Raw genomic sequence first — 24,032 nt, 5'->3', positions numbered from 1 at the left:
TAAACTCTCAAAGCTACTTACGGGCGGCCTTGCAGATGATCTCGAACTCGGCCTTCGTCACCGGGGTGATCGAAAGACGGTTGCCGCGCTGGGCCACTCGCATGTTCTGAAGCTTCGGGTGGGCCTTGATCTCGTCCAGCGTGACGGTGCGCGGAAAGGTTTCTTTCCAGGTCACGGCGACCATCACCCAGCGCGGGTTCTCGGGGGAGGATTTTTCGTCGAAGTGCTTGTTGCCCTTTTCCCAGGCGGTGTGGTCCGGGTGCGCCTCCTGTGTGATCTCGCACACACCGGCGACGCCTACCTCGTCGCAGTTGGAGTGATAGAACAGCCCAAGATCGCCGCACTTCATGTCGTCGCGCATGAAGTTGCGCGCCTGGTAGTTGCGGACACCGTCCCAGGACTCGGTCTGGTTGGGACGGTTCTTGAGATCGTCGATAGAGAACTCGGAGGGTTCGGACTTAAAGAGCCAGTAGTTGCGGGCCATGACAAACGAGGTGGATAACAGGTAAAGGCGGGGCGATCAGTTCGCGGCGGCTTTGTCCTTCTGGTGAAACTGCTTCTCCCACTTTTTCTGGTTTTCGTTGGCCTCGCGGATGTAGGGCGTAAAGGCGGCGGTCGAGAGCACCAGTTTGTTGAGCAGGTTGAAGGGGAACTTCACCGGGCGCACGAAATCGACGAAAAGCACCACGCGCACCCCGTCGGTATCGTTCCAGACCTCGTGGTCGAAGCAGTCGTCAAAGACGATGCCCTTACCCTCTTCCCAGACGATGTACTGCTCATCGACGCGGATGCGGCACTGTTCCCTGGGCTCGGGCACGACCAGCCCGAGGTGGTAGCGCAGGACTCCGTTGTAGGGGCCGGTGTGGTGGGGGATGTGCTTGCCCGGTGAGAGGATGCTGAACATCGCGGTCTTGATCCCCGGAATCTTGCGGATCAGGCGCGTGGTCTCGGGGCAGGACTTCTGGTTCTCCTCACAGTTAACGCCGTAGCCGAGCAGGAAAAAGGTCTTCCAGTTGTTGTCGTTGGTGATGGAGGAGACATCGGGTGAAATATCGTGGAAATTGGGCAGTTCCTCGCGGCGTTCGAGAAGCTTGTCGAGTTCGGCGCGGACGAGCTTCCACTCCTTGTCGATCTCGGCCACCCAAGGGAACTCCGCCGGATCGTAAACCGGGGGGTTGCCGTGGACGGAGTGCTTGGCGATCCGCCGTTCGACCCACGAGAGAAAGCCCGTGAACATCTTGTCAAAGGTCGAAGTTGGATTTTTGAGGCGTTGCTTTTCCGATTCCATGGCGGTCTTTCCTTACTGCTGCGGCAGTGGTGCTAATTCAATTCAGTCTGTTCTATGAACCGTTATAGTGACGATCAGTTTTTATGTTCAATGCAAAAAGGGCCCGGGAGCAAGCCGCGGGGAGCAATAAAAGTAAAACTGATCATTTCATAGGATTTATCTGCACGGGCTGCGGCACCAATGCCTACCCACGCTACGGCGTCGGCTCGCTCTCAACGGCGGGAAAGCCCAGCGGAACTTTTTTGGTGTACTCATACCAGGCCTCCCAGGCCTCCTTGGACAGGCCGAGGTTGCGCAGGACTTCACCCTTCCAGTAGTAGAGGGCGGGCGGGACCTGCTTCTGCGCCGACATCGTGTCGGCGGTGCGGCGGGCACCAGAGTAGTCCCCGGCCTTGATCTGCATGTCCAGCAGCACAAGGCCCCGCACGGGGTCGCCCGGCGTGTTGCTGAAGACCTGCCGATGCTCCTCCAGGCTTGTCCCGACATATTGGCGCGGGCGGACGATCCGGGCCGGCGTCAGTTGGGGGGCAAGCGCTTCCACAGCCGCGTCGTACTTACCCTCACCAGCCAAGGCTATCGCGCGGTAATAAGCCTCGTTCGGCACGATGCCGGGATACTGGTCCAGGTGCGCGACGAGCGCCTGCTGGTCGCCCTTGAGCGCCCATTTTTCCAGCAGTTTCCCCCGCTGTTCCGGCGTGAAATTGTCGAGTTCCGGCGCGGTCAGTATGTCCGTTTTGATCTCTTCGCGGAAGCGGGGCCCATCGAGCTGGAGCAGGTAGCTGTACCGGAAATCGCTGTCAAAGCGCGTGAGCATGCTCAGATCCTGCTGAAAGCGCGGGTAACGCAGGGAGCCTTCCAGCATCTTGCGGAACAGGTCTTGACGGTTGGGGTCCTGGCGGTTGAGCGCGTCGCGCCAGGCCGCCAGTGCGTTGCGGTTGTTGTAGTCGAGCCAGACCTTGCCCTCGTAAAAGGAGACTTCGGAGGAAGTCTTGTCGAGGAAGCGCGCCCGGCGAAAGTCTTCCAACGCACCTTTTTCATCCCGTTGGAGACTGAGCCGCGTCTGCCCACGCACACTGTAGTACCACCACCACAGCGGTTCGAAATCAATCGCCCGGTCCAGCGTACCCAGCAGGGCCGTTGCGTCGCGGGTCTTGCGTATGCTCTCCTGCGAGATCGCTTCGACCGCCTTTTCCCGGGCGAGGCGGGAGTTCAACGGCAACCCCAGCGCGGAAACAACCAGCCAGAACAGTCCCCCGCCCAGGCAGATCAGCGCCACAAGCCGCCAGGCCCAGCGCCCAACCAGCGGACGGCGCGGCTGTGAATGCGCGGGCGCCGCCGCCAGCCGATATAATAGCGCGGCCAGCAGGAATGTCCCGAAGCGATGGCCGGGCACGTCAATCAGACTGTGCAGGATAAAGATAAGCAGCGCGACCGCCGCCGCCGCCCGGAAGGGGGCCGTCCGGTCCTCGCCAAAGGGGAACAGCCGCCCCATCAGGAATATCAATGCCGCCAGCAACGCGATCAGGCCGGGGAAGCCCATTTCGCTAAACACCCACATCCAGTCGCTTTCCGGGTGGATGATTGACTGGAAAATCATGGCCTTGTCCCGGTACTGCGGGAAGACACCACCGAAATTCCCCAGCCCGACTCCGGACACCGGGTGGTCGAGCGCCATTTTGGCCGCGTCCTGGTACACGCCGAGCCGCATCTCGGTCAACTGGCCGGTGCTGTCCGACTCCCAGAGCGAAAAACGCTCCAACGTGCTGCGCCCGAAGATCACCAGCAACCCCAGGCAGAGAATGAAAATCGGAGCCCCGAGCTTGAACATCATGTTCACCCGCGACACCCGCAGGCGCACCGCAAACCAGACCACACACCCCAGCCCGAAGAGTAGCAACCCGGCCCGCGACTGGCAAAAGGCCAGCCCCACGAACACCACCAGCGTGTTGACCAGGTGCCAGATGCCCTTGATCTTGCCCTTGCGCATCGCCTGCATGGCCAGCGCAAACGAGATCACGCCCCCTATGGCCAGCACGGTGGCCATCTGGTTGCGGTTGTCGAAAAACGAAAAAACCCGCGCCCCGCGTCCCAGCGGATAAGTCCAACCGTTGTAGGTGCCGATGGCCACCGCCAGCGCCAGCAGTGCCGTCACGGTGGAGAAAAAGCTCAGGGCCTGCCGCCCCTCGTCCCCCTGCGGTTTCCATTGCCAGATAAGGTAAAACCACATCACCCCGCCCAGCAGGAGCAGCAGGGCCTCCAGTGTGAGGTAAGGAGCGGGGGCAAAGGTCCCGGGCAGCTCAATCCCCAGTCCGGTGGCGCTCTCCCACCAGTCCGGTCGCCCGAGTACCGATCCCGGCAGAAACGCCAGGCACGCCGTCAATATCCAGGCCAGCACCGCCCAGTCAAAGCCCCGCCCGGGTGTGCTGTAGGGCGGATGGATCAGCACGGCCAACCCGCCCACGATCAAGACGAGGGCCTGCGCCCAGAGGGACGTCCCGCCCCCGGCGACGACGACCAGAAACAGCCACGCGGGCAGCACAAGATTACGCAAGCGCGTGTGGTAAAGCCGTCCCAGGCGGTAGAACAGCGTTTCCTCGCGAATACGGCCCCGAGAAGGCCGGCGGCGTTCCCTGACAGAAGAGATTGGCATGGAAGGCGAAATCTGAAGCGTTTGCCCCGGCTGCGCAACAGAGAAACGCCCCTCGGCCCCCTCCTTTCCCCCGGACAGAAACCCCGAAACATCCCGCTCATCCTCCTGTCTTGAGCAGGAGGCATTTTTTCAGTGCCTCGCGTCAGGTTTCAGCTACTCTCACGACCAATCCGACTCACCACTCAACTCCAAGGATTCCCGATGAAAAACATTCTCCTGCGTACCAGCCTCTTTGCCGGGCTGCTCACCGCCCTTGTGGCCTGCTCGGACTTCGGCTCCAGCAAGGCCGAAGCCATGATCATCCCCCCGACCAAGATCTCCATGACCGACCAACCCGGCGTGCCCGCCGGCTGGGTCACCGACTACAAGGCCGCCCTCGAACTGGCCAAAAAGGAGAACCGCCCCGTGCTGATCGACTTCACCGGCTCGGACTGGTGCGGCTGGTGCATTAAGCTCGACCGCGAAACCTTCAGCAAGGAAGCCTTCAAGACCTACGCCAAAGACAACCTCGTCCTGCTCTACCTGGACTTCCCCAACGAAAAACCCCAGGACGCCGCCCTTAAGCAGCAGAATGTTAAGCTCAAGGGGGAGTATGGCGTGCGCGGCTTTCCCACCATGGTCCTCCTCTCCCCGGACGGTAAAAAGATCTGGCAAAATGGTGGCTACCTCGCCGGGGGCCCCGACGCCCTCATTAGCGCGATCAACAAAGCCACCGGCAAGTAACGGCCTCTTTTTCTCCAACAGTCTCGCGCCGGGAGTCATACACTCCCGGCGTGATTGCCCGTTTAAGGCGAACACGACTTAACAGCCCGCCCGATGACGAATCCGGGCGGGCTTTTTTTGGCTATTTCTATAGCCGGCAAAGAAAAAGCAGCGGGCTAACGTTGCATTGGGCGGGGTTTGTGTTTTCAGTGGGATATGGTCAAACCTGCCGTCCTGTTGCTCAATCTCGGTTCGCCCGATTCCACGTCGGTGCCGGATGTGCGCCGCTACCTGAAGGAGTTTCTTCTCGACGAGCGTGTGATCGACGCCCCGGCCCCGGTCCGCAACTTCGTCGTGCGCGGCATGATCCTGCCCTTCCGCCCGAAGCGTTCCTCCGCCGCCTATGCCAAGGTCTGGACGCCGGAGGGCTCGCCGTTGATCGTCTCCAGCCAGCAGCAACGCCAGGCTGTGGACGCGGGCAACCCCGAGGTCATGGTCGAGTTGGCCATGCGCTACGGCACGCCATCCATCCCCGAGGCTATCGCCCGGCTCAAGGCCGCAGGCGTCACCCACCTGTTTATCGTGCCGCTCTACCCGCACTACGCCATGAGCAGCTACGAGACCGTGCTTGTGCGCGTGACCGAGGAAATCGCCGCACAGGGCTTCGCGGTTAAAACGGAGACGCTCCAGCCTTTTTACCGGGACGATGACTATATCTCGGCGCTGGTCGAGAGCGCCCGCCCCTATCTGGAGGAGCCCTACGACCTGCTGCTTTTCTCCTACCACGGCATCCCCGAGCGGCACCTGCGCAAGTCCGACCCCTCGCACGCCCACTGTCTGTGCGTGCCCGACTGCTGCGCCACCCCCAACCCGGCTCACGCCACCTGCTACCGCCACCAGTGCCTGGAAACGACCCGCGCCTTCGTCGAAAAAGCGGGCATCCCCGAGGGCAAATTCGCCTTTTCCTTCCAGTCCCGCCTGGGCCGCGATCCGTGGCTGAAGCCCTACACCGACCACATGCTGGAAGAACTCCCCGGCCGCGGGGTCAAGCGCCTGCGGGTCATCTGCCCGGCCTTCGTCTCGGACTGCCTGGAGACGCTGGAGGAGATCGCGATGGAGGGCAAGGAGACCTTCCTCGAAGCCGGGGGCGAAGATTTCAAGCAAATCCCCTGCCTCAACAACCACCCCGCCTGGCTGCGCGTGCTCAACGATCGCGTCGGCCTCTGGCTCGACAGTCTCGGGGCGTGAGCGGCAGGCACGCCAGTGCGCGCTCAACTGAGGGCTTGTTTCAAATCTGAAGATATACTGTGCTCTTCGCCTCCGTGTCTCTGCGGCTTTGCGGTTAAAAAAACTAAAAAGCACCGAAACGCTCTCTCCGCTCTTCCCGGCGTGAAAGGCGTTTCCGAGCATTGATTTCTGCGGGCGAAGCGGTATAGATTACGCGTTTCATGTCACCCGACCTCCACACTGGCCACCCGCTTTTCTGGATCGGCACCGTCCTGTACGCGTTGTCGTTCCTGTTCGCGCTGGTCTCGATCAGTTCCGAGCAGCGGCTCATCCGCTCGGTCTTTATGACGCTGCTGGCGGGGGGCTTCCTTTTCCAGAGCCTGGGGCTGTATTTCCGAGGGATCGAGGAGCGGGCCTTTCCGCTGACCAACCCCTTTGAAATCCTGCAAGTGCTCTCGTGGAGCGCCGTCTGCGTGAACCTGATTCTGCGGCCGCTGTTCCGGCTCAGCCTGCTGAATTTCTTCAGTGCCGGGCTGGCCACGCTGCTGGGGGCGCTCTCGCTGGCCAATCTGCACTGGGACTACAACGCCGTGCCCACCCACATCGGCTCGAACCCGTGGGTCGGCTTCCACGCGGTGCTGGCGGTTTTCAGTTACGGGGTCTTCGGCGTGCTGGCCATCACTTCGCTGATGTACCTGATCCAGAACTACGGGCTCAACCGCCGCCGGGCCGGGGCGCTTTTTTCCCTGCTCCCGGCCATCCGCCAGCTTGAGGACATCAACAGCAAGCTGATCGTCTTCGGGGTGAGCGTGCTGACCGTCTCGGTCGCCATCGGCTGCCTCAACTGGATCGCCCTGCCCGGCACCATCGGCGCGCTCAAGCTGAGCGTAGCCATTGCCGTGTGGGCCGCCTACCTCGTCCTGCTCTTTCTCAGAAACACCAACCGGCTGATCGCTTCGCCCTTCGCACGGGCCTGCGTGATCCTCTTTGTGGCGGCTCTGGTTTCCCTGTGGCCGCTTATGCTCCGCACCGCTCCGGAAACCCCGGCCACGGGCACCGGGATGTACGACGATGCCAGCCGCTGACCAGCCCCAGCTCTTTCTGCTTGGCAGCTCGCACCGCACAGCACCACTGGCGGTACGGGAGACCTTCGCGCTCAACACCGATTCGGCCCACGCCCTCTATGGGCACCTCAAGCAGCAGGCCGGGCTCAGCGAGTGCCTCATCCTCAACACCTGCAACCGGGTCGAGATCTACGGCGTCGGTTCCGACGCCGGAAGTCGCTCGCGGCTGGAAGAGTCACTACGCATGGCGCATGGGTTCGATACCTCGGCTTTCCTGCAACACGGCTTCTGGCTGACGGGCGAGGAGGTCGTCCGGCACGCCTTCGAGGTCGCTGCCGGGCTTGATTCGCAAATAGTCGGCGAAACCGAGATCCTCGGCCAGATCAAGAACTCCTACGCCGGGGCCTCCGCTTCCGCCGCTACCGGCCCGATCCTTAACCGCCTTTTCCAGAAAAGCTTCCAGGCCGCCAAATGGGCCCGCACCCACACCGGAATCGGACGCGGCCAGGTGAGCATCGGCAATGTCGCCGCCGAATTGGCCCAGCGCGTCTGCGGCGACCTGCGGGAGATTTCCGTCCTGCTTGTGGGCACGGGTGAAGTGGCCGAAAAAACCGTTCAGGCGCTCGTCAGCCGGGGCGCGTGCCGCGTCACCGTGGCCGGGCGTAACCTGATCAAGGCCCGCGAGCTGGCCGACATTTTTCAGGGGCCGTGCATGAGCGTGGCCGACGTGCCACGCGTATTGACTTTCCATGACATCGTGATCTGCTCCACCGCCTCGGAGGAGCCGATCCTGCGCAAGGATGCCGTCGCACCAGCTCTTCGCCAGCGCCCCACCCGCCCGCTCTTCGCTATCGACCTGGCTCTGCCCCGCGATATCGAGGACGCCATCGCCGAGCTGAGTAACATCTATCTCTACAACCTCGACGACCTCGCCGCCATCGCCAACGAAAACCTCAAAGCCCGCCAGGCCGAAGTCGAGAAAGCCCGCCACGGCCTGCTCGAACGCGCCACCCGGCTCTGGTCTCACCTTTGCGGCTAAGGCCGCTCGCCTGCGTTGGCAAGAGATGGCTTTAACAGACCTTTCCGCTCAACTACGTTGGAAAGCCGGATTATTTCTTCTTGTGCCGTCCGTGGCGGAGGATATCGAAGATCAACCAGCCGCCAAGGACACCCGCGCTGATAAACCCGGCCGTGGCGATGTGGACTAATAAGCTGCCCGAGGCGTGCCCCGCCTGGATTGTTCCCGAAATGATGAAGGACGAGCCGATGAGCAGGGCCGCGATAATGAGAGAAAAGGACAGGCGGTTGATACCCGAATCAAACGAGCTGATCAGCGACTCGAAGCCCTCGTGCTTGAGCTTGATCGCGATGTCGCCGTCCTCCATCTTGCGGAAGAAGCGCTGCACCTCGCCGGGAAGTTCGCGCAGGCGGGCGAAGTGCCCCTGAAGCCCCCACCAGTTCTGCTTGAGCAGGTTGATCGGGTTCCAGCGCTCGTAGGCCAGTTTTTTCAGGTAAGGCCGCGCAATTGTGCGGATGTCGAAAGACGGGTCCAGGTCGAGGCCGGATTCCTCGATGGAGACAATGGCCTTGGCCAGCAGGGAGTAGTCGCGGGCCAGCGTGATGCCGTTGACCCCGAAAACGTAGAGCAGCTCAAGCACGATCTCGCCCACCGGCTCGCTCTTGCCGAACTTGTTCTGGTACTTGCGCAGAACGAAGCCGGTTTCCTTCTCCAGCTTGATCTCGTCGAGACGGTCCTTGCCCACAGCCATGACATTGACCACACGCACGACCTTTTCCGGATCAGACGAGGCGATGGCCGCGAAAAGATCGGCCAGAAAGTAGCGCATCTGCCGGGTGAGCTGCCCCGCCAGACCCCAGTCGATGAAGCACAGCCGCCGCTCCGGCGTGATGAGGATATTTCCCCCATGCGGGTCGGCGTGGAAAAAACCCGTGATGACGATTTGCTGGAAAATGCTGTTGCCGCCGATGCGGGCCAGCTCCTTCCCCTCCTCGGGGGTGATGGAGGGGTCACCGGGCGAGACGCCATCGACCCATTCACAAACGCTCAGACGGGCCGTCGTGAACTCGTCGTAAACGTGCGGCGCAAAGACGTGCTCCGGGTCCGGGTTGAGCGCGTTAAAGAGTTGGGCATTACGGCACTCGATGGTAAAATCCAGCTCTTGCATGATGCCCTTGCCGGTCTCGGCCACGATGTCTGGCAGGTCGTAAGGACGCAGTTCCTCGACCTTGTCGTGGAGCAGACGGGCCAGCCAGCCAATGATCTCGATGTCCGCCTTGATCGGTTTTTTCAGGTTCGGGCGTTGGACTTTCACCGCCACGACGGAGCCGTCCCGGCGCAGGCGGGCGCGGTAGACCTGCCCGATGGACCCGCAGGCTACCGGCGTTTCGTCGAACTCGGAAAAATGCGTCCCGGTTTCCTCCCCCAACTCACTCAGGAGAATGGGCTGCATCTGCTCAAAGGGGACGGCCTTGACCTTCGAACGCAGGAGCTTGAGCTCAGCAATGAGCGGCTCGGGCAGCACGTCGGGCCGGGTACTGAGTATCTGGCCGAACTTGACGAAAGTTGGCCCAAGGTCTTCCAGCACGACGCGGATGCGTTGCCACAGGTTCAGGTGCTGTGCATCCGCAGGGATGAAGCGCTTGATCCAGCCACGGGGAATGGGCAACTGCTCAAGCAGGTCGCCGAACCCGTGCCGAACGAGTACAGTGACGATCTCCTTGGTCCGGACGGCGTTGCTGTAGAGATCGAGGGGATTGAGCAGAGTCACAGGCGAGCGGAATTAGTCGGCCTTCTTGGCAGCCTTTTCCAGCGCGGCCACGCGTTTCTCCAGTGCCTCGATCTCGACGCGGGTGACGATGACGCCGCCCTGGAGCATTTCGTCGATACGGGCATTGATTTGCTTTTTGGCCTTTTCAAATTCGGCCTTGCCCGAGTCGGCGATCTTGGAGGCCATCTCCTGGGCTTCGCCCGCGGTGATTTTGCCTTTATCGACGAACTCGTTCAGCAGCCCTTCGGCCTGTTCCTTGGTGACAACGGCCGCGCCGACAGCGGCGAGCATTCCTTTTTTGATAAGATCGATCATGGCGTTAGTAGTGTGTGCGTATTTGCAGGGGGATGACAACGCTATTTGTTGCGCGCCTTTTTATGGTCAGACCGCAGGGAGGCGCAACGGGTTCCCTTGCCAGCCGCCGCGCATCAATGAGGTATTGTTCCCGGAAGCATGCCGTGGCTGGACAAACATCCGTAATTGCTCCACACTGATTCGGTTTTTTGAAAAAAAGGCACCCTGTATGCGTTATTCACGTTCAGGATGCCGCGAATACTGATATCTCCATAAAAATGCCCAGATTCCTTTTTCTCTTCTGCGTCCTGTTGTCCGTGCTGCCTGTTTCTGCCCAGAGTACCGGCGGAAAATCCCCCGAGATCGTGGTGGCCGAGGCGATGGAGAAGTTTCTCCCCGGCTTCAAGTTCAACAAGCGCCTGGCCATCGGGGAGCAACTTGACCACGTGCTCCTTTTTCAGAAAGACGCGGACATCCTCATCGTCGGGTGGACCGAAGGCCCCAACGGTACCGTCGCCATCCCCGCCAACCGGATGGTTTTTGACCTCTACGACAGCAATGGTAACTCCATGGGGCAGACCCAGGTGGCCAATAATGCCGTTTACCTTCCGCTGACAAAATCGCCGGTCTTCCTCGTTCCGACGGCCCGCAATCCCTTGCTGGAAATCGCGGCGGCGGCTTCACGGGTTCCCCCGAGCATCCAGGTCAAGGGCCCGGCGGTAGTTCCGCTCTCCATGAGCTTCACCAACGTGCTGGATGAGCCTTTTCTGCTCTCGCTCGACGGCGGCACCAAAATGCAAGCACTCAAGCCGGGGCAGACCTATACCATCAACAAGGAACTCGACGTGGGCCGCCAAGCCGAGCCCTTCCCCGTGGTCATCGGGGCCAATGGCTTTGACCAGCGTATTATCGTCAACGTGATGAACCCGATCGGGATTTCGCTCTCGCCGGATGTCGGCGGGGCGCTCGTGCTGAATTTTCTCAACCCCTCCGGTGAGGCCTTTCGCGCCAAGGCCGAACTGCGCCTGATGTCCGATCCGCCCGCCGACCCGCTCAAGTTTGACGTGGCCATGAGCCGCGGAGAGAAAACCATGGACTACCAGATCCCGCTGGCCTCCGATCAGGACATCCCGTATGCGATGCAGGTAGTGCTGCTCGAAACCCTGGGCGAAGGAATGGAGAAGCGCCGGATTGTCCTGGCCGAGTCGCCATTGACACAGTTTCTCTCGGCCGGGAACTTCAACGCCGTCAACGACAACGGCAACCTGACCGAATATCAGGCCAAGGCCACTGCGGGATCGACCCTCTCAATGAGCGCAGGCGCTCCCGAGGAAGGCCTGCCCACCGTCCGTAAGGGCGGCATGAAGCTGCTTTACCAGTTCAAGCAGGCCGGGGGTGCGGTTGCCGTCAATCCGCTGGCGGACGGTTTCCGCATAATCGAGGCCAAGCCGGTGGCGCTCGGGATGTGGGTTTACGGGGATGGCTCCGGCCTGATCCCTTCGGTGGTGATTCTGGACAGCCAGGGACGTAAAGTGATCTGCCGGGGCGAGCCCATCACCTGGCAGGGCTGGAACTACGTGCGCTTTGAGCTAAACCAGCCGATGGTCGGGCCGCTGCTGCTGGACTCGCTCTTTCAGATCGAGAACAACGCCCACCCCAGCTACGGCCAGCTCTACCTCAACGACCCCACCTGGATCTACGAGGTCAATCGCCCAGCCCTCGCCGAGTAAGCCGACGGCGGGTATTTGATTTTATTTTAACCACAGAGTACACAGAGGGCACGGAGCGCTGACGCTGTGTAGCGGGAAGTTCCGATGTCTGTGCGTGTTTAGTGAAGACGTATGCCCAATGACAACGGGTTATGTTCTCTTATTTCAAATTGTCACCACGATGAACAAGCCTGATTTCAAGCAAGCTCAGGCTAAATAATGTGGCGTAAAGAAACAGCGCCAGCGCTCCGTGCCCTCTGTGTACTCTGTGGTTAAATAAAAAAATCCTACCTCTCGCGGTTCAGGAGTTTGGCCCGTTCGCGTGCCCAATCTGATTCGTAACGCTTCCCCCGGAGACGGTAGGCGGCGCGCACGAGCATTTCGAGCATGCGCTGGACCTGCCGTCCCTTGCCTGTGCCGAGCCGAGAGTGATTCGCACTGAAGTACTGGAACAGCGACGGGTAGTAGGTACGAAAATCCAGGTTACGGTTGAGCAGGTCGCGAAATTCCTCCCAGTTGTCGTGGCGTCCGTGGATGATCTTAACCGCCGCGTTGGCCCCGGCGAAATTCGGCCCGAAGGTGCGGAAATTATACTCCGAGGCCAGGCAGTAAAAATTCAGCCCGCTCAGGTAAAGCTGCTCGCGAAACGAAGCCTGATCGCCGATGCGCGGGTCCGTCTGGCAACGGGCACGGTGCGCCCGCAACCAGGACTCCATGAACGCGGTCACCGCCGGACCTCGACGTGTCAGGATGACCCCGGTGTTCAACTCCGGGAAGCACAGCGGGCAAGCCTCCACCTCCGGCCCGATACGCCAGGGATCGTGCGCAGCGGCCAGCTCAAAGCGCTCCAGCAGCACGAACAGTTCCGAGCAATCCTCCAACACGAAGGTATCCGTATCGAGAAAAAGCGTCTGCTCGAAGGGCGAACGGCTCAGGGCCACAATTTTGTCCTCGTAGCTGCGGGTGACAGGCTCCAGTGGCAGCTTCAGATCGAAAATATCCGGTGCGAGCGCGGGGTCGTCTGTCATCACCGCAATGGTCACATCCGGCATCGCCGCCCGGACAGACTGCGCCGAGCGCGTCGCCTCCTGCAAATACCTTTCCCCTCCCGCCGCGTACAGGATACCTCTCTGGCTGGTCGATGCGTGCATAGTTATGAATCGGCGTAATGGCCCGCCACTGTAGTGGTTTCAGGAAATCCCTCCGAACCCGACCGGCAGCAAGCCCGTTGACGCTGGCCTTGATTACCGCACGCACCCGCCCGGCAACAAGTTTAAACGCGGCCCGGAACTGTTTAAATAAAGTCGCAGCCGCCGTTAAAAGGCCGAATCGTTACAGTATTTTTTGAAATGCTCTACCGCACATACGTGTCGATCCACTCCCCGGCACGGTCACGGCAGGTCCGCATAAAGTCCGGGCTCGGGGGAGCGGTCTCGCGCAGGTGGGGCGAAAGAGCGTGCCCCGGCTCGAAGCTTTGCAGGTAGTAAACCTGCCCACCGACCAGTTCGCGGGCGATTTCGGAGATATCGTCCGCAGTATGGATCGCCGGTACGACCGTGGTCCGGAACTCCGTCGGGATACCGCAGGACTTGAGCAGCTCAATCGACTCGCGCAGCAGTCGCACCGGGACGAGCCGCCCAGCGGCCTCCTCGTAGCGATCGAGGGGGGATTTTACGTCCATCGCGATGCAGTCCACGAGATTTTCCCGCAAAAGCTTGCGGATGACACCCGGCCTCGTGCCGTTGGTATCGAGTTTGACCAGAAAGCCGAGCGACTTGATTGTGGCCAAAAACTCCGGCAAATCCGTGTGCTGGGTCGGCTCGCCCCCGGTCACCGTGATGGCGCCGACCTTGCCCTTGCGCCGCAAGAGCAAATCCCAGCACTCGGCCTCCTCCACCGGATTGCGACAGCGAGCGCTGATGAGTTCGCCGTTGTGGCAGTAGGGGCAGCACAGGTTGCACCCCTGCGTGAAGATCGTGCAGCAGGTCTGCCCCGGATAATCGACCAGTGAGCAGCGTTGGAGACCGGCGAGTAACATTTCTTAGCCTTTCGCAGAGGTGAATATTATGAAAAACGGATACCTGGATGACCTGAAAGAAAATTCCCTGTCTGGACAGAAGCAGCATCATTTATGCTCGATATCATTAGGTTTAAACAACCGCCACCACTCGGTCCGGGGATGCAGTCCGGCATCATATCCGCGGGCATAAGCCGCGACAAACATCTCGATATCCTCAACCGATCGATAGCCGAATCCGTGCGCGTCCGTTTGCCCGAGGCGATGAAGCGCATCCGCAGGCAAGTCCTGGCCGCGACCATCCAGCCGCTGCCCCTTGCCAACCACAAATCCGGTCTCGTAGCCGAGAGACTGGATGCCAGACTCCCTGGGAGAAAGCGTAGGCCCCTCCAGGACCACAGCAACTCCCCAGAGCACAAGCAGAAACACCGCCGGCACCAGCAACGTTGCAACACACACTTTGACGACCTTCCGGTTCATGACGCTCACCTGTGGTCAGAAGTTTACCGCTCCCGAGACCGTCCAGTCAAGGACATCGCACGGTAGCCGTTTGTGTCGATCAGTGATAGTAAAAACCATCCCGCCGCCTACTCCACGGGCAAGAACACCTGCTCGGTGTGCACGGGACGCGGGCGCTTTTTGCCACTGGTGTCGAGCCGGAGCATCTTGCGCTTGGTGAACTCGGACTGCTTGCCGTCGTTCCACTGGGAAACGGGGCGCAGGTAGCCGACGATGCGCGAATAGATTTCCGTCTCCTCGCCGCAGTGAGGGCACTGGTGGTGCTCGCCGGGGAGGTAGCCGTGGACCGGGCAGACCGAGAAGGTCGGCGTGAGCGAGAAGTACGGGATGGAGTAGTTCTCCGCCACGCGGCGCACGAAATCGCGTACCGTACGCAGGTCGCTGACCCGCTCCCCGAGGAAAAGGTGAATGACGGTCCCGCCGGTGTACTTGGCCTGGGTTTCCTCCTGTAAGTCAAGGACCTCGAAGGGGTCGTCGGTATAGTTGACCGGGAGCTGGGTGCTGTTGGTGTAGTAAGGTTGCGCCCCGCGTTCGACCTCCTGCGGGTTGGCCACGACGGCGCCCGGGAAGCGGGCCCGGTCCTTCAGCGCCAGGCGCATGGATGTGCCCTCGGCGGGTGAGGCTTCGAGGTTGTAGTTGTTGCCCGTAGCCTGCTGGTACTCGACCAGCCGCTCGCGCATGAAGTCCAACACCTCGGCCGCGAAGGCCCGCCCGTCGTCCGAGCCGATGTCCTTGCCGAAGAGGTTGATGCAGGCTTCGTTCATGCCGTTGAGCCCGATGGTGCTAAAGTGGTTCTTCCAGAAAACGCCAAAGCGCTCCTTCATGTCGCGCAGGTAGTGCTTCGTGTAGGGGTAAAGGCCCGCCGAAGTCAGTTCCTCCAGTAACTTGCGCTTGGTTTCAAGCGAGTCGCGGGCCAGGTCCATCAGCTTGCCCAGGCGGCGCAGGAAGTCCTTCTTCGAGCGTGCGAGCAGGCCCAGGCGCGGCATGTTGATCGTGACCACGCCGACGCTGCCGGTCAGCGGATGCGCCCCAAAGAGCCCCCCGCCCCGCTTCTCAAGCTGGGTGTTGTCGATGCGCAGGCGGCAGCACATCGAGCGCGCGTCGTCAGGGCTCATGTCCGAGTTGATGAAGTTCGAAAAATACGGGATGCCGTATTTGCCGGTCATTTCCCAGAGCCCGTCGAGGTTCGGGTTCGTCCAGTCGAAGTCGCGGGTCAGGTTGATCGTCGGGATGGGGAAGGTGAAAATCCGCCCGCTGGCGTCCCCGGCGCTCATCACATCGAAAAAGGCGCGGTTGAGCAGGTCCATCTCGGTCTGGAATTCGCCGTACTTCTCCGCCATGAACTCCCCGCCCCGCACCACGGGCTGGTCCCGATAGTGGGACGGGCAATTGAGGTCGAGCGTGATGTTCGTGAACGGCGACTGGAACCCCACCCGCGTGGGCACATTGATATTAAAGACAAACTCCTGCACGATCTGGCGGACCTCCTCGTAGCCGAGCCCGTCGTAGCGGATAAAGGGGGCCAGCAGCGTGTCGAAGTTGCTGAAAGCCTGCGCCCCGGCGGCCTCCCCCTGGAGGGTGTAGAAAAAGTTCACCACCTGCCCGAGCGCGCTGCGCAGGTGCCGGGCCGGGGAGGACTCGACCTTACCGGGCACCCCGCGGAAGCCCTCGCGCAAGAGCTGGTACAGGTCCCAGCCCACGCAGTACACACTGATCAGGTTGGTATCGTGGATGTGGAAATCCCCCGAATCGTGCGCCTGCTCGATCTGCGGCGAGTACACCTCCTTCATCCAGAAGGTCTTGCTCACGCCGGAGGAGATGTAGTTGTTCAGCCCTTGCAGGGAAAAGGCCATGTTGGAGTTTTCGCGCACCTCCCAGTCGAGCTTCTCCAGGTACTGGCGGACGATCTCCGTGCGTGCGCTGTTGTGGATCTCCCGGCGCCTGGCCTGCTGGTCACGGTAGATAATGAACGCCTTGGCCGTCCGTCGGTAGGGGGAGCGCAGCAGCACGTCCTCGCACACGTCCTGAATCGTCTCGACGGAGGGGCAGTCCGTCTCGACCGTCTCCTGACACTGCTCCACCACACGGAAGGCCAGCCCGAGGGCCTGCTCCTCACCGTACTCGCCGGTGGCCTTCCCGGCCTTGGCGATGGCGTTGAGAATGCGCGCGGTATCGAAGTTGACCGTCCGCCCGTCGCGCTTGCGGACCTTCTTAATCAGGGGCGTGTGGGCGCTCATGTACGCCCGGATCGAGCCGCGCTCGTCCGTGTGTTCCAGCGGCAGTTCACCGTTCAATGCCTTAACCATAGGTCGTTCAATCAGTTGAGATTTAGCGGAGGGTAGTTGGGTGGGACCATGACGGCTCGCCAGCAACGACACTATAACTAGCGTACTTTTTTAACTTCTCCACTAGATACAGTGCCACTCACTCATCTAGAAGCATTCCTAAGCGGCTTTAGAAAAAATGTTTTCCGCCCTTTTGCCGTGCGGAAAGAGCGCTTGACACTGAACACAATTTCATTATACATTTGTGCATCCCTAAGAACTTCCCATGAAAGACCTGACCACCCGGCAACACGAGATCCTCGGATTCATCCAGCTTCACTTCCGGCAGGAAAACTTCTGGCCCAGCATCCGCGAAATCCAGACCCACTTCGGCTTCCGCAGCACCAACGCCGTCATGGGCCACCTGCGCGCCCTTGAGCGCAAGGGCTACATCAGCCGCGTGCCGGGACAGGCCCGGGCCTTCCGCGTCACCTACGACGACGGCGAAACACCTCCCGCCGACTCCACTGACGTGATCGACATCCCCATCTACGGCCACATCACCGCCGGCTACCCTGACGGGGTGGAAACCGGCGGCGCCATTGGTCGTCTCCAGATCGACGTGGACACAGCCGGGGTCCGCCGTAACCACCGCGCTTTCGCCCTGAAAGTACGTGGTGAAAGCATGATCGGGGCGGGTATCTTTGACGGCGACATCGTGATCGTCGAACCCGGCCTCCCCAAACACGGCGACATCGTGGCCGCCCTCATCGACGGCGAAACCACCCTGAAGCGCTTCATGCAAAAGCCCAACCACCCGCCCTACCTCAAGGCGGAAAACCCCGACTACCCCCAACTCCACCCCGTCGCCGAACTCGTCATCCAGGGCATTGCCAAAGCCGTCGTCCGCAGCCTCTAGGTGCGTGACCGCACTTGGACAATGAGAGGCGTTGCCCCTACGGAGCCCAAAAGGCTCCTACCTCGGAGATTCCAGGTAGATCGGACGCTGAACTCTGCGGTTCTGCAGTTCATTTACTTTCAGCCGCAGAAAGCCAGCGGATACTATACCAACGGCCATCGCGAAACAGTCTCCTTTGCGACTTTGTGCCTTTGTGGTTAGTCATCCTATCTCATCGCTTCACGCCCGGTCAAAAGTGCCCCCTTCCCATCCGATGGGATCATTAACGGGAAGAAGGAGTCCAATTTCTCTCCAACGCCCCCTGACTCCCCTCTGTGCTCTCTGTGTACTCTGTGGTTAATCCCATGCCTTAGCCCGCAGGGATTCGATGCCGCACCCCGTCACTGAACGTCGCTCTCGCTCCGGCCTGCGCATGCCAGTCCCCAACAAAAAAACCCCGCTCCGGAGAGCGGGGTTTTGAAATGTCAGTGAATTTCTGTGGTCGATGAATCGCCGGGAGGGACTTACGCCCCTCAGGCCACGCGTTCGACGACGAGTTCCGGCGGGTTCGGGCGCTTGGGCGCGAGGCGGTAGGCGCTGCGCAGGTATTCCAAGGCGCTTTCGAGCCGGGCTTCGTCGTTGTAGTGGATCATCATGAGGGGCTCGCCCTGCTTGACCTGCGTGCCGACCTTCTTGATCTCGGAGACGCCTACAGCCGGGTCGAGCTTGCCGCCCTTCTTGCTGTTGGCGGCAAGGATCTGCACGCCACGGGCGATCATGCCCGCGTTGATCGTGTGCACGTAGCCGCGCTTCGGGGCGGGCAGCTTGCGGATGTACTTGGCGGTCGGGAACTTGTCCGGATCGTCGATCACGGAAGTGTCGCCGCCCTGGGCCGCGACCATTTCCTTGAACTTCTCCAGCGCGGAGCCGTCCTTCAAATGCTTCTGCACGGTCTGCTTGGCCGACAGCGTCGAGCCAGCCACACCGGCCAGTCGGACGATTTCCATGCCGAGCTTGAGCACGAGTTCCTTCAGGTCCTCGGGGCCTTCGCCCTTGAGCAGTTCGATGGCCTCGCGCAATTCGAGCGCGGTACCGACGGTGTCGCCCAGCGGCTGGTTCATGTCCGTCACGAGCGCGACGCAACGGCGCTTCATGCTGCGGCCCACGCGGGTGATGCTGCGGGCGAGCTGCTTGGCCTGCTCCAGGTCCTTGACGAAGGAGCCGTTGCCCCACTTCACATCGACGACGAGCCCTTCGGCCCCTTCGGCCAGCTTCTTGCTCAGAATGCTGCCCGTGATGAGCGGCAGGCTCTGGATGGTGGCCGTGTTCTGGCGCAGTTCGTAAAGAATGCCGTCCACCGGAGCGATCTCCGGGTGCTGCTGCACGATGGCGCAGTTGACGTTGTTGAGGAGCTTGACAAATTCTTTCAGCTCGATGTCCGAACGGAACTTCGGGATCGCCGAGAGCTTGTCCAGCGTGCTGATGACGAAGTTCTCGTCCACGCCATTCATGGCGGGCATGACCACTCCGCAGGCGGCGGCCAGCGGCGTCAGCACGAGGGAGGTCTTGTCGCCCACACCGCCAGTAGAGTACTTGGCGATCTTGGGTTTGGTTATCTTCGAGAGGTCGATCACCTCGCCGGAGAGCATCATCTCCTCGGCGAAGCAGGCCGTCTCCTGGGCGGACATGTTTTGGAAGTAAATGGCCATCGCGAGAGCGGCCATTTGAAACTCCGGCATTTCCCTGTCCAGAATTGAATCGACAATGAAGCGGACTTCATCCTCATTGAACTCGCCCCCATCACGTTTTTTCTCGATCAGATACGAAAATGAGGGCTTGATGAATTTCCGCGACGCAAGTAAGGTTTTCTCTGCCATGAACTTATGTTTTGGTCAGCGTATACGTTGACTGTATGATAAACCGCTTATCCTAGACAGAAAAGCGGTCTTTTGTCGAGTTTTTTTTACGAGAGGGCGCTTTTGGGGCCGTTCTGCGCTCCGGATGGATTCCTCGCTTGACCCCGCGCCCGCGGCAGGATTGTTCCCTAGAGGAATGGAAATTGCCTTCGATACGGCCCGCGAGCTGGCCCGCCTTGTTTCTCTGGCGGCGGCCGCCTGCGCAGACTTTGACGAAACCTTCGAGCCCGGCGTGCGCCCGGCCGAAGCGCGCTTCGGTGACTACCAGGCCAACGGCGTCCTGCCCTACGCCAAGAGCAAGCGCACCAACCCCCGCGCCCTCGCCCAGCAGTTGGCCGACGAACTGGCCAAGGCCCCGCTCTTCGCCGAAGGCATGGCCAGCCTCGAAATCGCCGGCCCGGGCTTCCTCAATATCGCGCTTTCGTCCGAGTACAAGTTCGCGTGGATCAAGAAGTTCCGCGACGAGTCGAACTTCGCGGACGGGGCCGGAAGCCTCCTCTCCGGCAAGACCGTGGTGGTCGATTACCCCTCCCCCAACACCGCCAAACAGATGCACATCGGCCACCTGCGCCCGATGGTGATCGGCGAAGCCGTTGCGCGGCTGATCGACTTTTGCGGCGCGAAGACCGTCCGCGACAACCACATCGGCGACTGGGGCACGAACTTCGGCACGCTCATCATGGCCATCAAGCGCGAGGGCTACGACCTCGATGCCGCCGGGGACAACGCCCTGGCCCAGATCGAACGCCTTTATAAAGAAGGTACCGCGTTGGAAAAAGCCGACGAGACCGGCACTGTGCGCGACCAGTCCCGCGCCGAGCTGGTCAAGCTCCAGGAGGGCGACTCCGAGAACACCGCCTTGTGGGAGAAAATCGTCGCCACCAGCAACCGCGCCTTTGAGCGCATTTACGCCATGCTCGGCGTCAAACCCGACGTGACCCTGGGCGAGAGCTTTTACCGCGACAAAGTGCAGCGCATTTACGACGAGTTGACCGAGACCGGCCTGGCCGAGGAGAGCGACGGTGCGCTGGTGGTTTTCCACCCCGAGCACCCGCGCTTCAACGAGCAGCCCTTCATCGTCCGCAAAAAGGACGGCGCCAGCAACTACGCCGGGACCGACCTGGCCACCCTCCTCTACCGCCGCGAACACTTCGGCGCGGATGAAGTCGTTTACCTGACCGACGGCCGTCAGCGCGACCACTTTGAGCAGCTTTTCCTGACCGCGCAGAAGTGGTTCGTGAAAAAAGGCTACGAGCTTCCGAGAACCTCCCACGTGTGGTGGGGCGCGATTCTGGGTGAGGACGGCAAGGCGATCAAAACCCGCTCCGGCGAGCCGATTTACCTGGAAGCCCTTCTCAACGAGGCCGTCGAACGCGCCCGCGCCATCGTTGACGAAAAGAGCCCCGACCTGTCCGAAGACGAGAAGCAACAGATCGCCCGCGCCGTCGGACTGGGGGCGGTCCGCTACGCCGACCTTTCGCAAAACCGCACGCAGGACTACGTCTTTGCCTGGGACAAATTGCTCGCCTTTGAGGGTAATTCCGCCCCCTACCTGCTCATGGCCGTGGCCCGCGTGCACTCGCTCTTCCGCAAGGCCGGAGCCATCCCCGGCGACCCGGCGACCGAGGCCGAAGCCTCCTGCCTGGAGACGCCCGAGGAACTGGCCCTGGCCCGCAAGCTGATGCTCTTCCCCGAGGCCGTGGCACTGGCCGTCTCCGACCTGCGCCCACACCACCTGTGCACCTATCTCTACGAACTGGCGGGGGATTTTAGCACATTCTTCAATGCCAACCGCGTCGTGGTGGACGAGGCCGACATCCGCGCCCGCCGCCTCATGCTCTGCGCCCGCACCGTCTCCACTCTCGAAACCGGCCTGCGCCTGCTCGGCATCACCCCGCTGGAGCGCATGTGACGGGCGCCACCCGCAGGCACAGAGGGTACCCTCTAGCCCAGCGTAGCGACAAAGGCCGCCAGGTCGTCGAAGACGGCGATCTGGTGTTCGGCGATGAAGGCCTGTGCCTTGTCGCTTAAATCCTTGCCGGTACGCAATGCCACCGGGCGGATACCCGCGTTGACGCCTGCACCCCAGTCGCTGGTGCGGTCCCCGACCATCGCGCACTGGGTCGGGTCGAGGCCGTGCCGGTCGATCATTTCCAGAATGTAGCGCGGAGAGGGTTTGCGGTAGCGAGGCGGGTCATTCTCGGGGTGTTCGGGGGCGATGCAGATGTCCACGAAGAGTTCATCCCCAAGCCCCAGCAGCTCCAGCATGTGGGCATTGCAGCGGTGCACATCTTCCAGTGTAAACATCCCGCGCCCCACCCCGCTCTGGTTGGTAAAGAGGAAAAGCAGATAGCCCAGTTCGTGGGCACGCCGGAGCGCGTTCGCAGCGCCGGGGATCAGTTGGATATCCTCCGGTTTGTGGGCGTAGCCATTGTCAACAATGATGGTCCCGTCACGGTCCAGAAAAAGAGCTTTGTTCATGGCAGAGGTTCGTTATCCCAAAGCCCGGCCCGGCAATGGCAAGGCCGGAATCGAAAAAGGAAAGCGGCCAGACAGCCCCGTATTGGACGCAGTTACTCTAATTAATACGAGGTTTGACTGCCTGGCCGCCAAGTCTTTTGCCCAGCAAACAGAAATGCCGCGACACTAGCGGAGACTGATTATCAGTGTCAGTCCCTTTTCGTTACAGGCCGAAGAAAAAATTAACAATATGCGGGGGCACTGCTGATTGCCTATGCGATTTCCCACTCATAGGGGGCCTCGGAAAGCAGGTCGTAGCCGTCGTCAAGTACGTGAACCACGTCCTCAATGCGGCAGCCGCCCAAGCCCGGATAGTAGAGGCCGGGTTCGACTGTGACGACGACGCCCCGCTTGAGGCGGTCGCCCACCGGGCTGAGCCGGGGCGCTTCGTGGATCTCCAGGCCCAGGCCGTGTCCGGTGCTGTGAATGAAGCCCTCCCAGACGCCTCGCGACTGGCCAGTGACGTAGCCCGCCTGCTTGAAAACCCGATCCACCTCGGCGTGGACGCTCTTGCCATTCACGCCGGACTTGATCGCGGCCAGCGCGGCCTGCTGGGCCTGCCGTACGGTCTTGACGAGTTTCTTCTGCGCCGCAGACGCCTTACCTTTCAGAAAGGTCCGGGTCATGTCGCCGTGGTAGCCGGTACGCATGATGCGCGGGAAAACGTCCACGATGATCAACTCGTTGGCCTTGAGCGGCCCTTCGCCCACCGCATGCGGGTCGCAGGCCTGGTCTCCTCCGGCGGCAATGACGTGGTTGGCCAGTCCGCCCTCCTCCATGCACGCGATCTGAATAAGCGTGCGCAGGCGCTCGGAGGTCAGACGTTTGCCCTTGAGCCAGAGCTCGTCGCCACGGATTTCCGAGGCGGCCAGGGCCTTCTGCACGGCGGCAATGCCGACGGCGGCCACGCGGTTACCCTCGCGCACATGTTCGGCCTCCTCCGCAGTCTTCGTCTCGCGCTGAGGGAAAAACGCGCCCTCCACCGGCTGCACATCGAGCCCGGCTTTGATCAGCCGCAGGGCGAGCCCGGCGGGGAAATTCTCCGGCACGTGAAAAGCCTTCAGGCCCCGGTCTTCCGCCAGCAGGCGAATAATTTCCGCCGGGCCGGGGCGGGCGACTTTGTAGGTCTTCTTTGCCCGGGCGATGAGATCCTCGTAGGGGAGGATGGCGTCGAGGGATGATTGTTTCTCGGCCCGTCCGTATTCGAGGCGGGAAAACACCCCCATTCGGGTCCGGCCCACCTGCATGAGAATCACCGGGTCCGGCACAAAGAAACCGGCGAAGTAGAGCGCGTCGGCGCTTTCCTCCGTCGAGGCGTAGAGCAATTTCGCATTCGTGGCAGTCATATCTCGTTCGTTGTCATTGTCTGTCGTTGCCTGTCCCGCAAGAAGCACGCCCACCTATCGCACGCCACGCGCTTGACGCCAAGGCTAGAAAGCACGCTTTTTTCCGACAATAAAAAACAGGCCACCGTGCCACAAACAGACTTTGCGTCAATGCGGTCTGACGAGAGGGTCCTGTCCTCTTATCTCCCATGCGGCAGCCCACCGCTGCCAAGATGGCGTAATCTCGCTTGTCTCCGGACCGGAGCCGAGGCAAAGTGCTCCCCCGTGAAGACCTTTTTACCTGTTTTTGCGCTCCTGCTTGCCTTGTTCACCCTCGCCGCCTGCCGGGACGAGGCAACCACCGCCGCAACCGCCTCCGTGCGCGAACCGGCGACAACGTGGTTCCCGCTCACCGTGGGCGAGAAAGCGGTCGAGGCGCAGTTCGCGGTCGAACGCCGCGAGCAGCAACACGGCCTGATGGACCGCGACAGCCTCGGTCAAAATCAGGGCATGCTCTTCGTTTTCGATGAGCCCCAACACATGTCCTTCTGGATGCGGCGCACGCGACTCGCGCTCGACATCGGCTACTTCACGCCCGACGGTGTGCTGCGCGAAATCTACGCCATGGAACCCTACGACGAGACATCTGTCCCCTCCGTGCGCGAGGACCTGCAATTCGCGCTCGAAATGAACCAGGGCTGGTACGCCACCCACGGCGTCAAGCCCGGTGCCCGACTCGACATGATCCAAGTGAAGGCTGCTCTCAAGAACCGTGGCTACGACCCTTCGCAACTCGGCCTGGAGTAGCCGTTTGCAAGGGGCTTGTTTATCGCCAGAAATATCCCGGTTG

20 protein-coding genes are annotated in these 24,032 nt (G+C 61.3%); 8 read left to right on the top strand and 12 right to left on the bottom strand.

All coding sequences use genetic code 11. The features are described from left to right. Positions 1–13: 13 nt before the first annotated feature. From H5P28_RS06890 to H5P28_RS06880, 3 genes are all read right to left on the bottom strand, one after another. A complete protein-coding gene (locus H5P28_RS06890) occupies positions 14–484 on the bottom strand; it encodes an EVE domain-containing protein (RefSeq protein WP_185674970.1) in 471 nt (156 codons plus the stop codon). A gap of 36 nt (positions 485–520) precedes the next feature. Further along, positions 521–1,288, bottom strand: a complete 768-nt coding sequence (locus H5P28_RS06885) for an aspartyl/asparaginyl beta-hydroxylase domain-containing protein (RefSeq protein ID WP_185674969.1) — start codon at positions 1,286–1,288, stop codon at positions 521–523. A gap of 193 nt (positions 1,289–1,481) precedes the next feature. After that, complete coding sequence (locus H5P28_RS06880; RefSeq protein ID WP_185674968.1) at positions 1,482–3,938, bottom strand: O-antigen ligase family protein; 2,457 nt, start codon at positions 3,936–3,938, stop codon at positions 1,482–1,484. 201 nt (positions 3,939–4,139) lie between these two features. Here H5P28_RS06880 and H5P28_RS06875 point away from each other — a divergent pair, with 201 nt between their 5' ends. The 4 genes from H5P28_RS06875 (at position 4,140) to hemA (ending at position 7,970) form a co-directional block, all read left to right on the top strand. Continuing rightward, a complete protein-coding gene (locus H5P28_RS06875; protein WP_185674967.1) occupies positions 4,140–4,661 on the top strand; it encodes a thioredoxin family protein in 522 nt (173 codons plus the stop codon). A 195-nt stretch (positions 4,662–4,856) separates the two neighbouring features. Beyond that, entirely contained in the window at positions 4,857–5,888 is a 1,032-nt protein-coding gene (hemH, locus tag H5P28_RS06870; protein WP_185674966.1) for a ferrochelatase, read from the top strand. A gap of 200 nt (positions 5,889–6,088) precedes the next feature. Further along, on the top strand, positions 6,089–6,952 hold the full coding sequence (locus tag H5P28_RS06865; protein WP_185674965.1) for a cytochrome C assembly family protein: 864 nt from the start codon (positions 6,089–6,091) through the stop codon (positions 6,950–6,952). Next, complete coding sequence (gene hemA, locus H5P28_RS06860; RefSeq protein ID WP_185674964.1) at positions 6,939–7,970, top strand: glutamyl-tRNA reductase; 1,032 nt, start codon at positions 6,939–6,941, stop codon at positions 7,968–7,970. The genes H5P28_RS06865 and hemA overlap by 14 nt, the downstream gene beginning before the upstream one ends. A gap of 70 nt (positions 7,971–8,040) precedes the next feature. Here the strand turns inward: hemA and H5P28_RS06855 are convergent, their stop codons facing one another. Beyond that, positions 8,041–9,720, bottom strand: coding sequence for an AarF/UbiB family protein (locus H5P28_RS06855; RefSeq protein WP_185674963.1), 1,680 nt, complete (start codon positions 9,718–9,720; stop codon positions 8,041–8,043). A gap of 12 nt (positions 9,721–9,732) precedes the next feature. After that, complete coding sequence (locus H5P28_RS06850; RefSeq protein WP_185674962.1) at positions 9,733–10,035, bottom strand: phasin family protein; 303 nt, start codon at positions 10,033–10,035, stop codon at positions 9,733–9,735. A 257-nt stretch (positions 10,036–10,292) separates the two neighbouring features. On the opposite strand from H5P28_RS06850, the gene H5P28_RS06845 reads away from it, so the two are divergent. Then, positions 10,293–11,744, top strand: a complete 1,452-nt coding sequence (locus H5P28_RS06845) for a hypothetical protein (RefSeq protein ID WP_185674961.1) — start codon at positions 10,293–10,295, stop codon at positions 11,742–11,744. 266 nt (positions 11,745–12,010) lie between these two features. On the opposite strand, the gene H5P28_RS06840 is transcribed toward H5P28_RS06845, so the two are convergent. The 4 genes from H5P28_RS06840 to H5P28_RS06825 all read right to left on the bottom strand — a co-directional run bounded on the left by H5P28_RS06840 (position 12,011) and on the right by H5P28_RS06825 (position 16,496). Then, the gene (locus tag H5P28_RS06840; RefSeq protein ID WP_185674960.1) at positions 12,011–12,874 is read right to left on the bottom strand and encodes a glycosyltransferase family protein; all 864 of its coding nucleotides are present in this window, start codon (positions 12,872–12,874) and stop codon (positions 12,011–12,013) included. A 203-nt stretch (positions 12,875–13,077) separates the two neighbouring features. Then, positions 13,078–13,761, bottom strand: coding sequence for an anaerobic ribonucleoside-triphosphate reductase activating protein (locus H5P28_RS06835; protein ID WP_185674959.1), 684 nt, complete (start codon positions 13,759–13,761; stop codon positions 13,078–13,080). 87 nt (positions 13,762–13,848) lie between these two features. Next, positions 13,849–14,220 carry a hypothetical protein gene (locus tag H5P28_RS06830; protein WP_185674958.1) on the bottom strand — a complete coding sequence of 124 codons (372 nt, stop codon included), beginning with the start codon at positions 14,218–14,220 and terminating at the stop codon, positions 13,849–13,851. Between the two features lie 107 nt (positions 14,221–14,327). After that, positions 14,328–16,496, bottom strand: coding sequence for a ribonucleoside triphosphate reductase (locus H5P28_RS06825; protein ID WP_185675256.1), 2,169 nt, complete (start codon positions 16,494–16,496; stop codon positions 14,328–14,330). 313 nt (positions 16,497–16,809) lie between these two features. On the opposite strand from H5P28_RS06825, the gene lexA reads away from it, so the two are divergent. Further along, entirely contained in the window at positions 16,810–17,442 is a 633-nt protein-coding gene (gene lexA, locus H5P28_RS06820; protein WP_185674957.1) for a transcriptional repressor LexA, read from the top strand. A 512-nt stretch (positions 17,443–17,954) separates the two neighbouring features. Here lexA and H5P28_RS06815 read toward each other — a convergent pair. Beyond that, positions 17,955–19,298, bottom strand: a complete 1,344-nt coding sequence (locus tag H5P28_RS06815; RefSeq protein ID WP_185674956.1) for a thymidine phosphorylase — start codon at positions 19,296–19,298, stop codon at positions 17,955–17,957. A 175-nt stretch (positions 19,299–19,473) separates the two neighbouring features. On the opposite strand from H5P28_RS06815, the gene argS reads away from it, so the two are divergent. Next, on the top strand, positions 19,474–21,249 hold the full coding sequence (argS, locus tag H5P28_RS06810) for an arginine--tRNA ligase (RefSeq protein ID WP_185674955.1): 1,776 nt from the start codon (positions 19,474–19,476) through the stop codon (positions 21,247–21,249). A 32-nt stretch (positions 21,250–21,281) separates the two neighbouring features. Here argS and H5P28_RS06805 read toward each other — a convergent pair whose 3' ends face one another. After that, a complete protein-coding gene (locus tag H5P28_RS06805) occupies positions 21,282–21,818 on the bottom strand; it encodes a D-glycero-alpha-D-manno-heptose-1,7-bisphosphate 7-phosphatase (RefSeq protein ID WP_185674954.1) in 537 nt (178 codons plus the stop codon). A 251-nt stretch (positions 21,819–22,069) separates the two neighbouring features. Next, entirely contained in the window at positions 22,070–23,203 is a 1,134-nt protein-coding gene (locus H5P28_RS06800) for a M24 family metallopeptidase (RefSeq protein ID WP_185674953.1), read from the bottom strand. Between the two features lie 264 nt (positions 23,204–23,467). On the opposite strand from H5P28_RS06800, the gene H5P28_RS19875 reads away from it, so the two are divergent. Further along, positions 23,468–23,989, top strand: coding sequence for a DUF192 domain-containing protein (locus H5P28_RS19875; RefSeq protein ID WP_185674952.1), 522 nt, complete (start codon positions 23,468–23,470; stop codon positions 23,987–23,989). The last annotated feature ends 43 nt before the right edge of the window (positions 23,990–24,032 follow it).

The organism is Ruficoccus amylovorans, from assembly GCF_014230085.1.
Taxonomy (GTDB): domain Bacteria; phylum Verrucomicrobiota; class Verrucomicrobiia; order Opitutales; family Cerasicoccaceae; genus Ruficoccus; species Ruficoccus amylovorans.
Note: the sequence above shows the minus strand (reverse complement) of the source record. Positions and strands in the feature narration are given on the sequence as shown.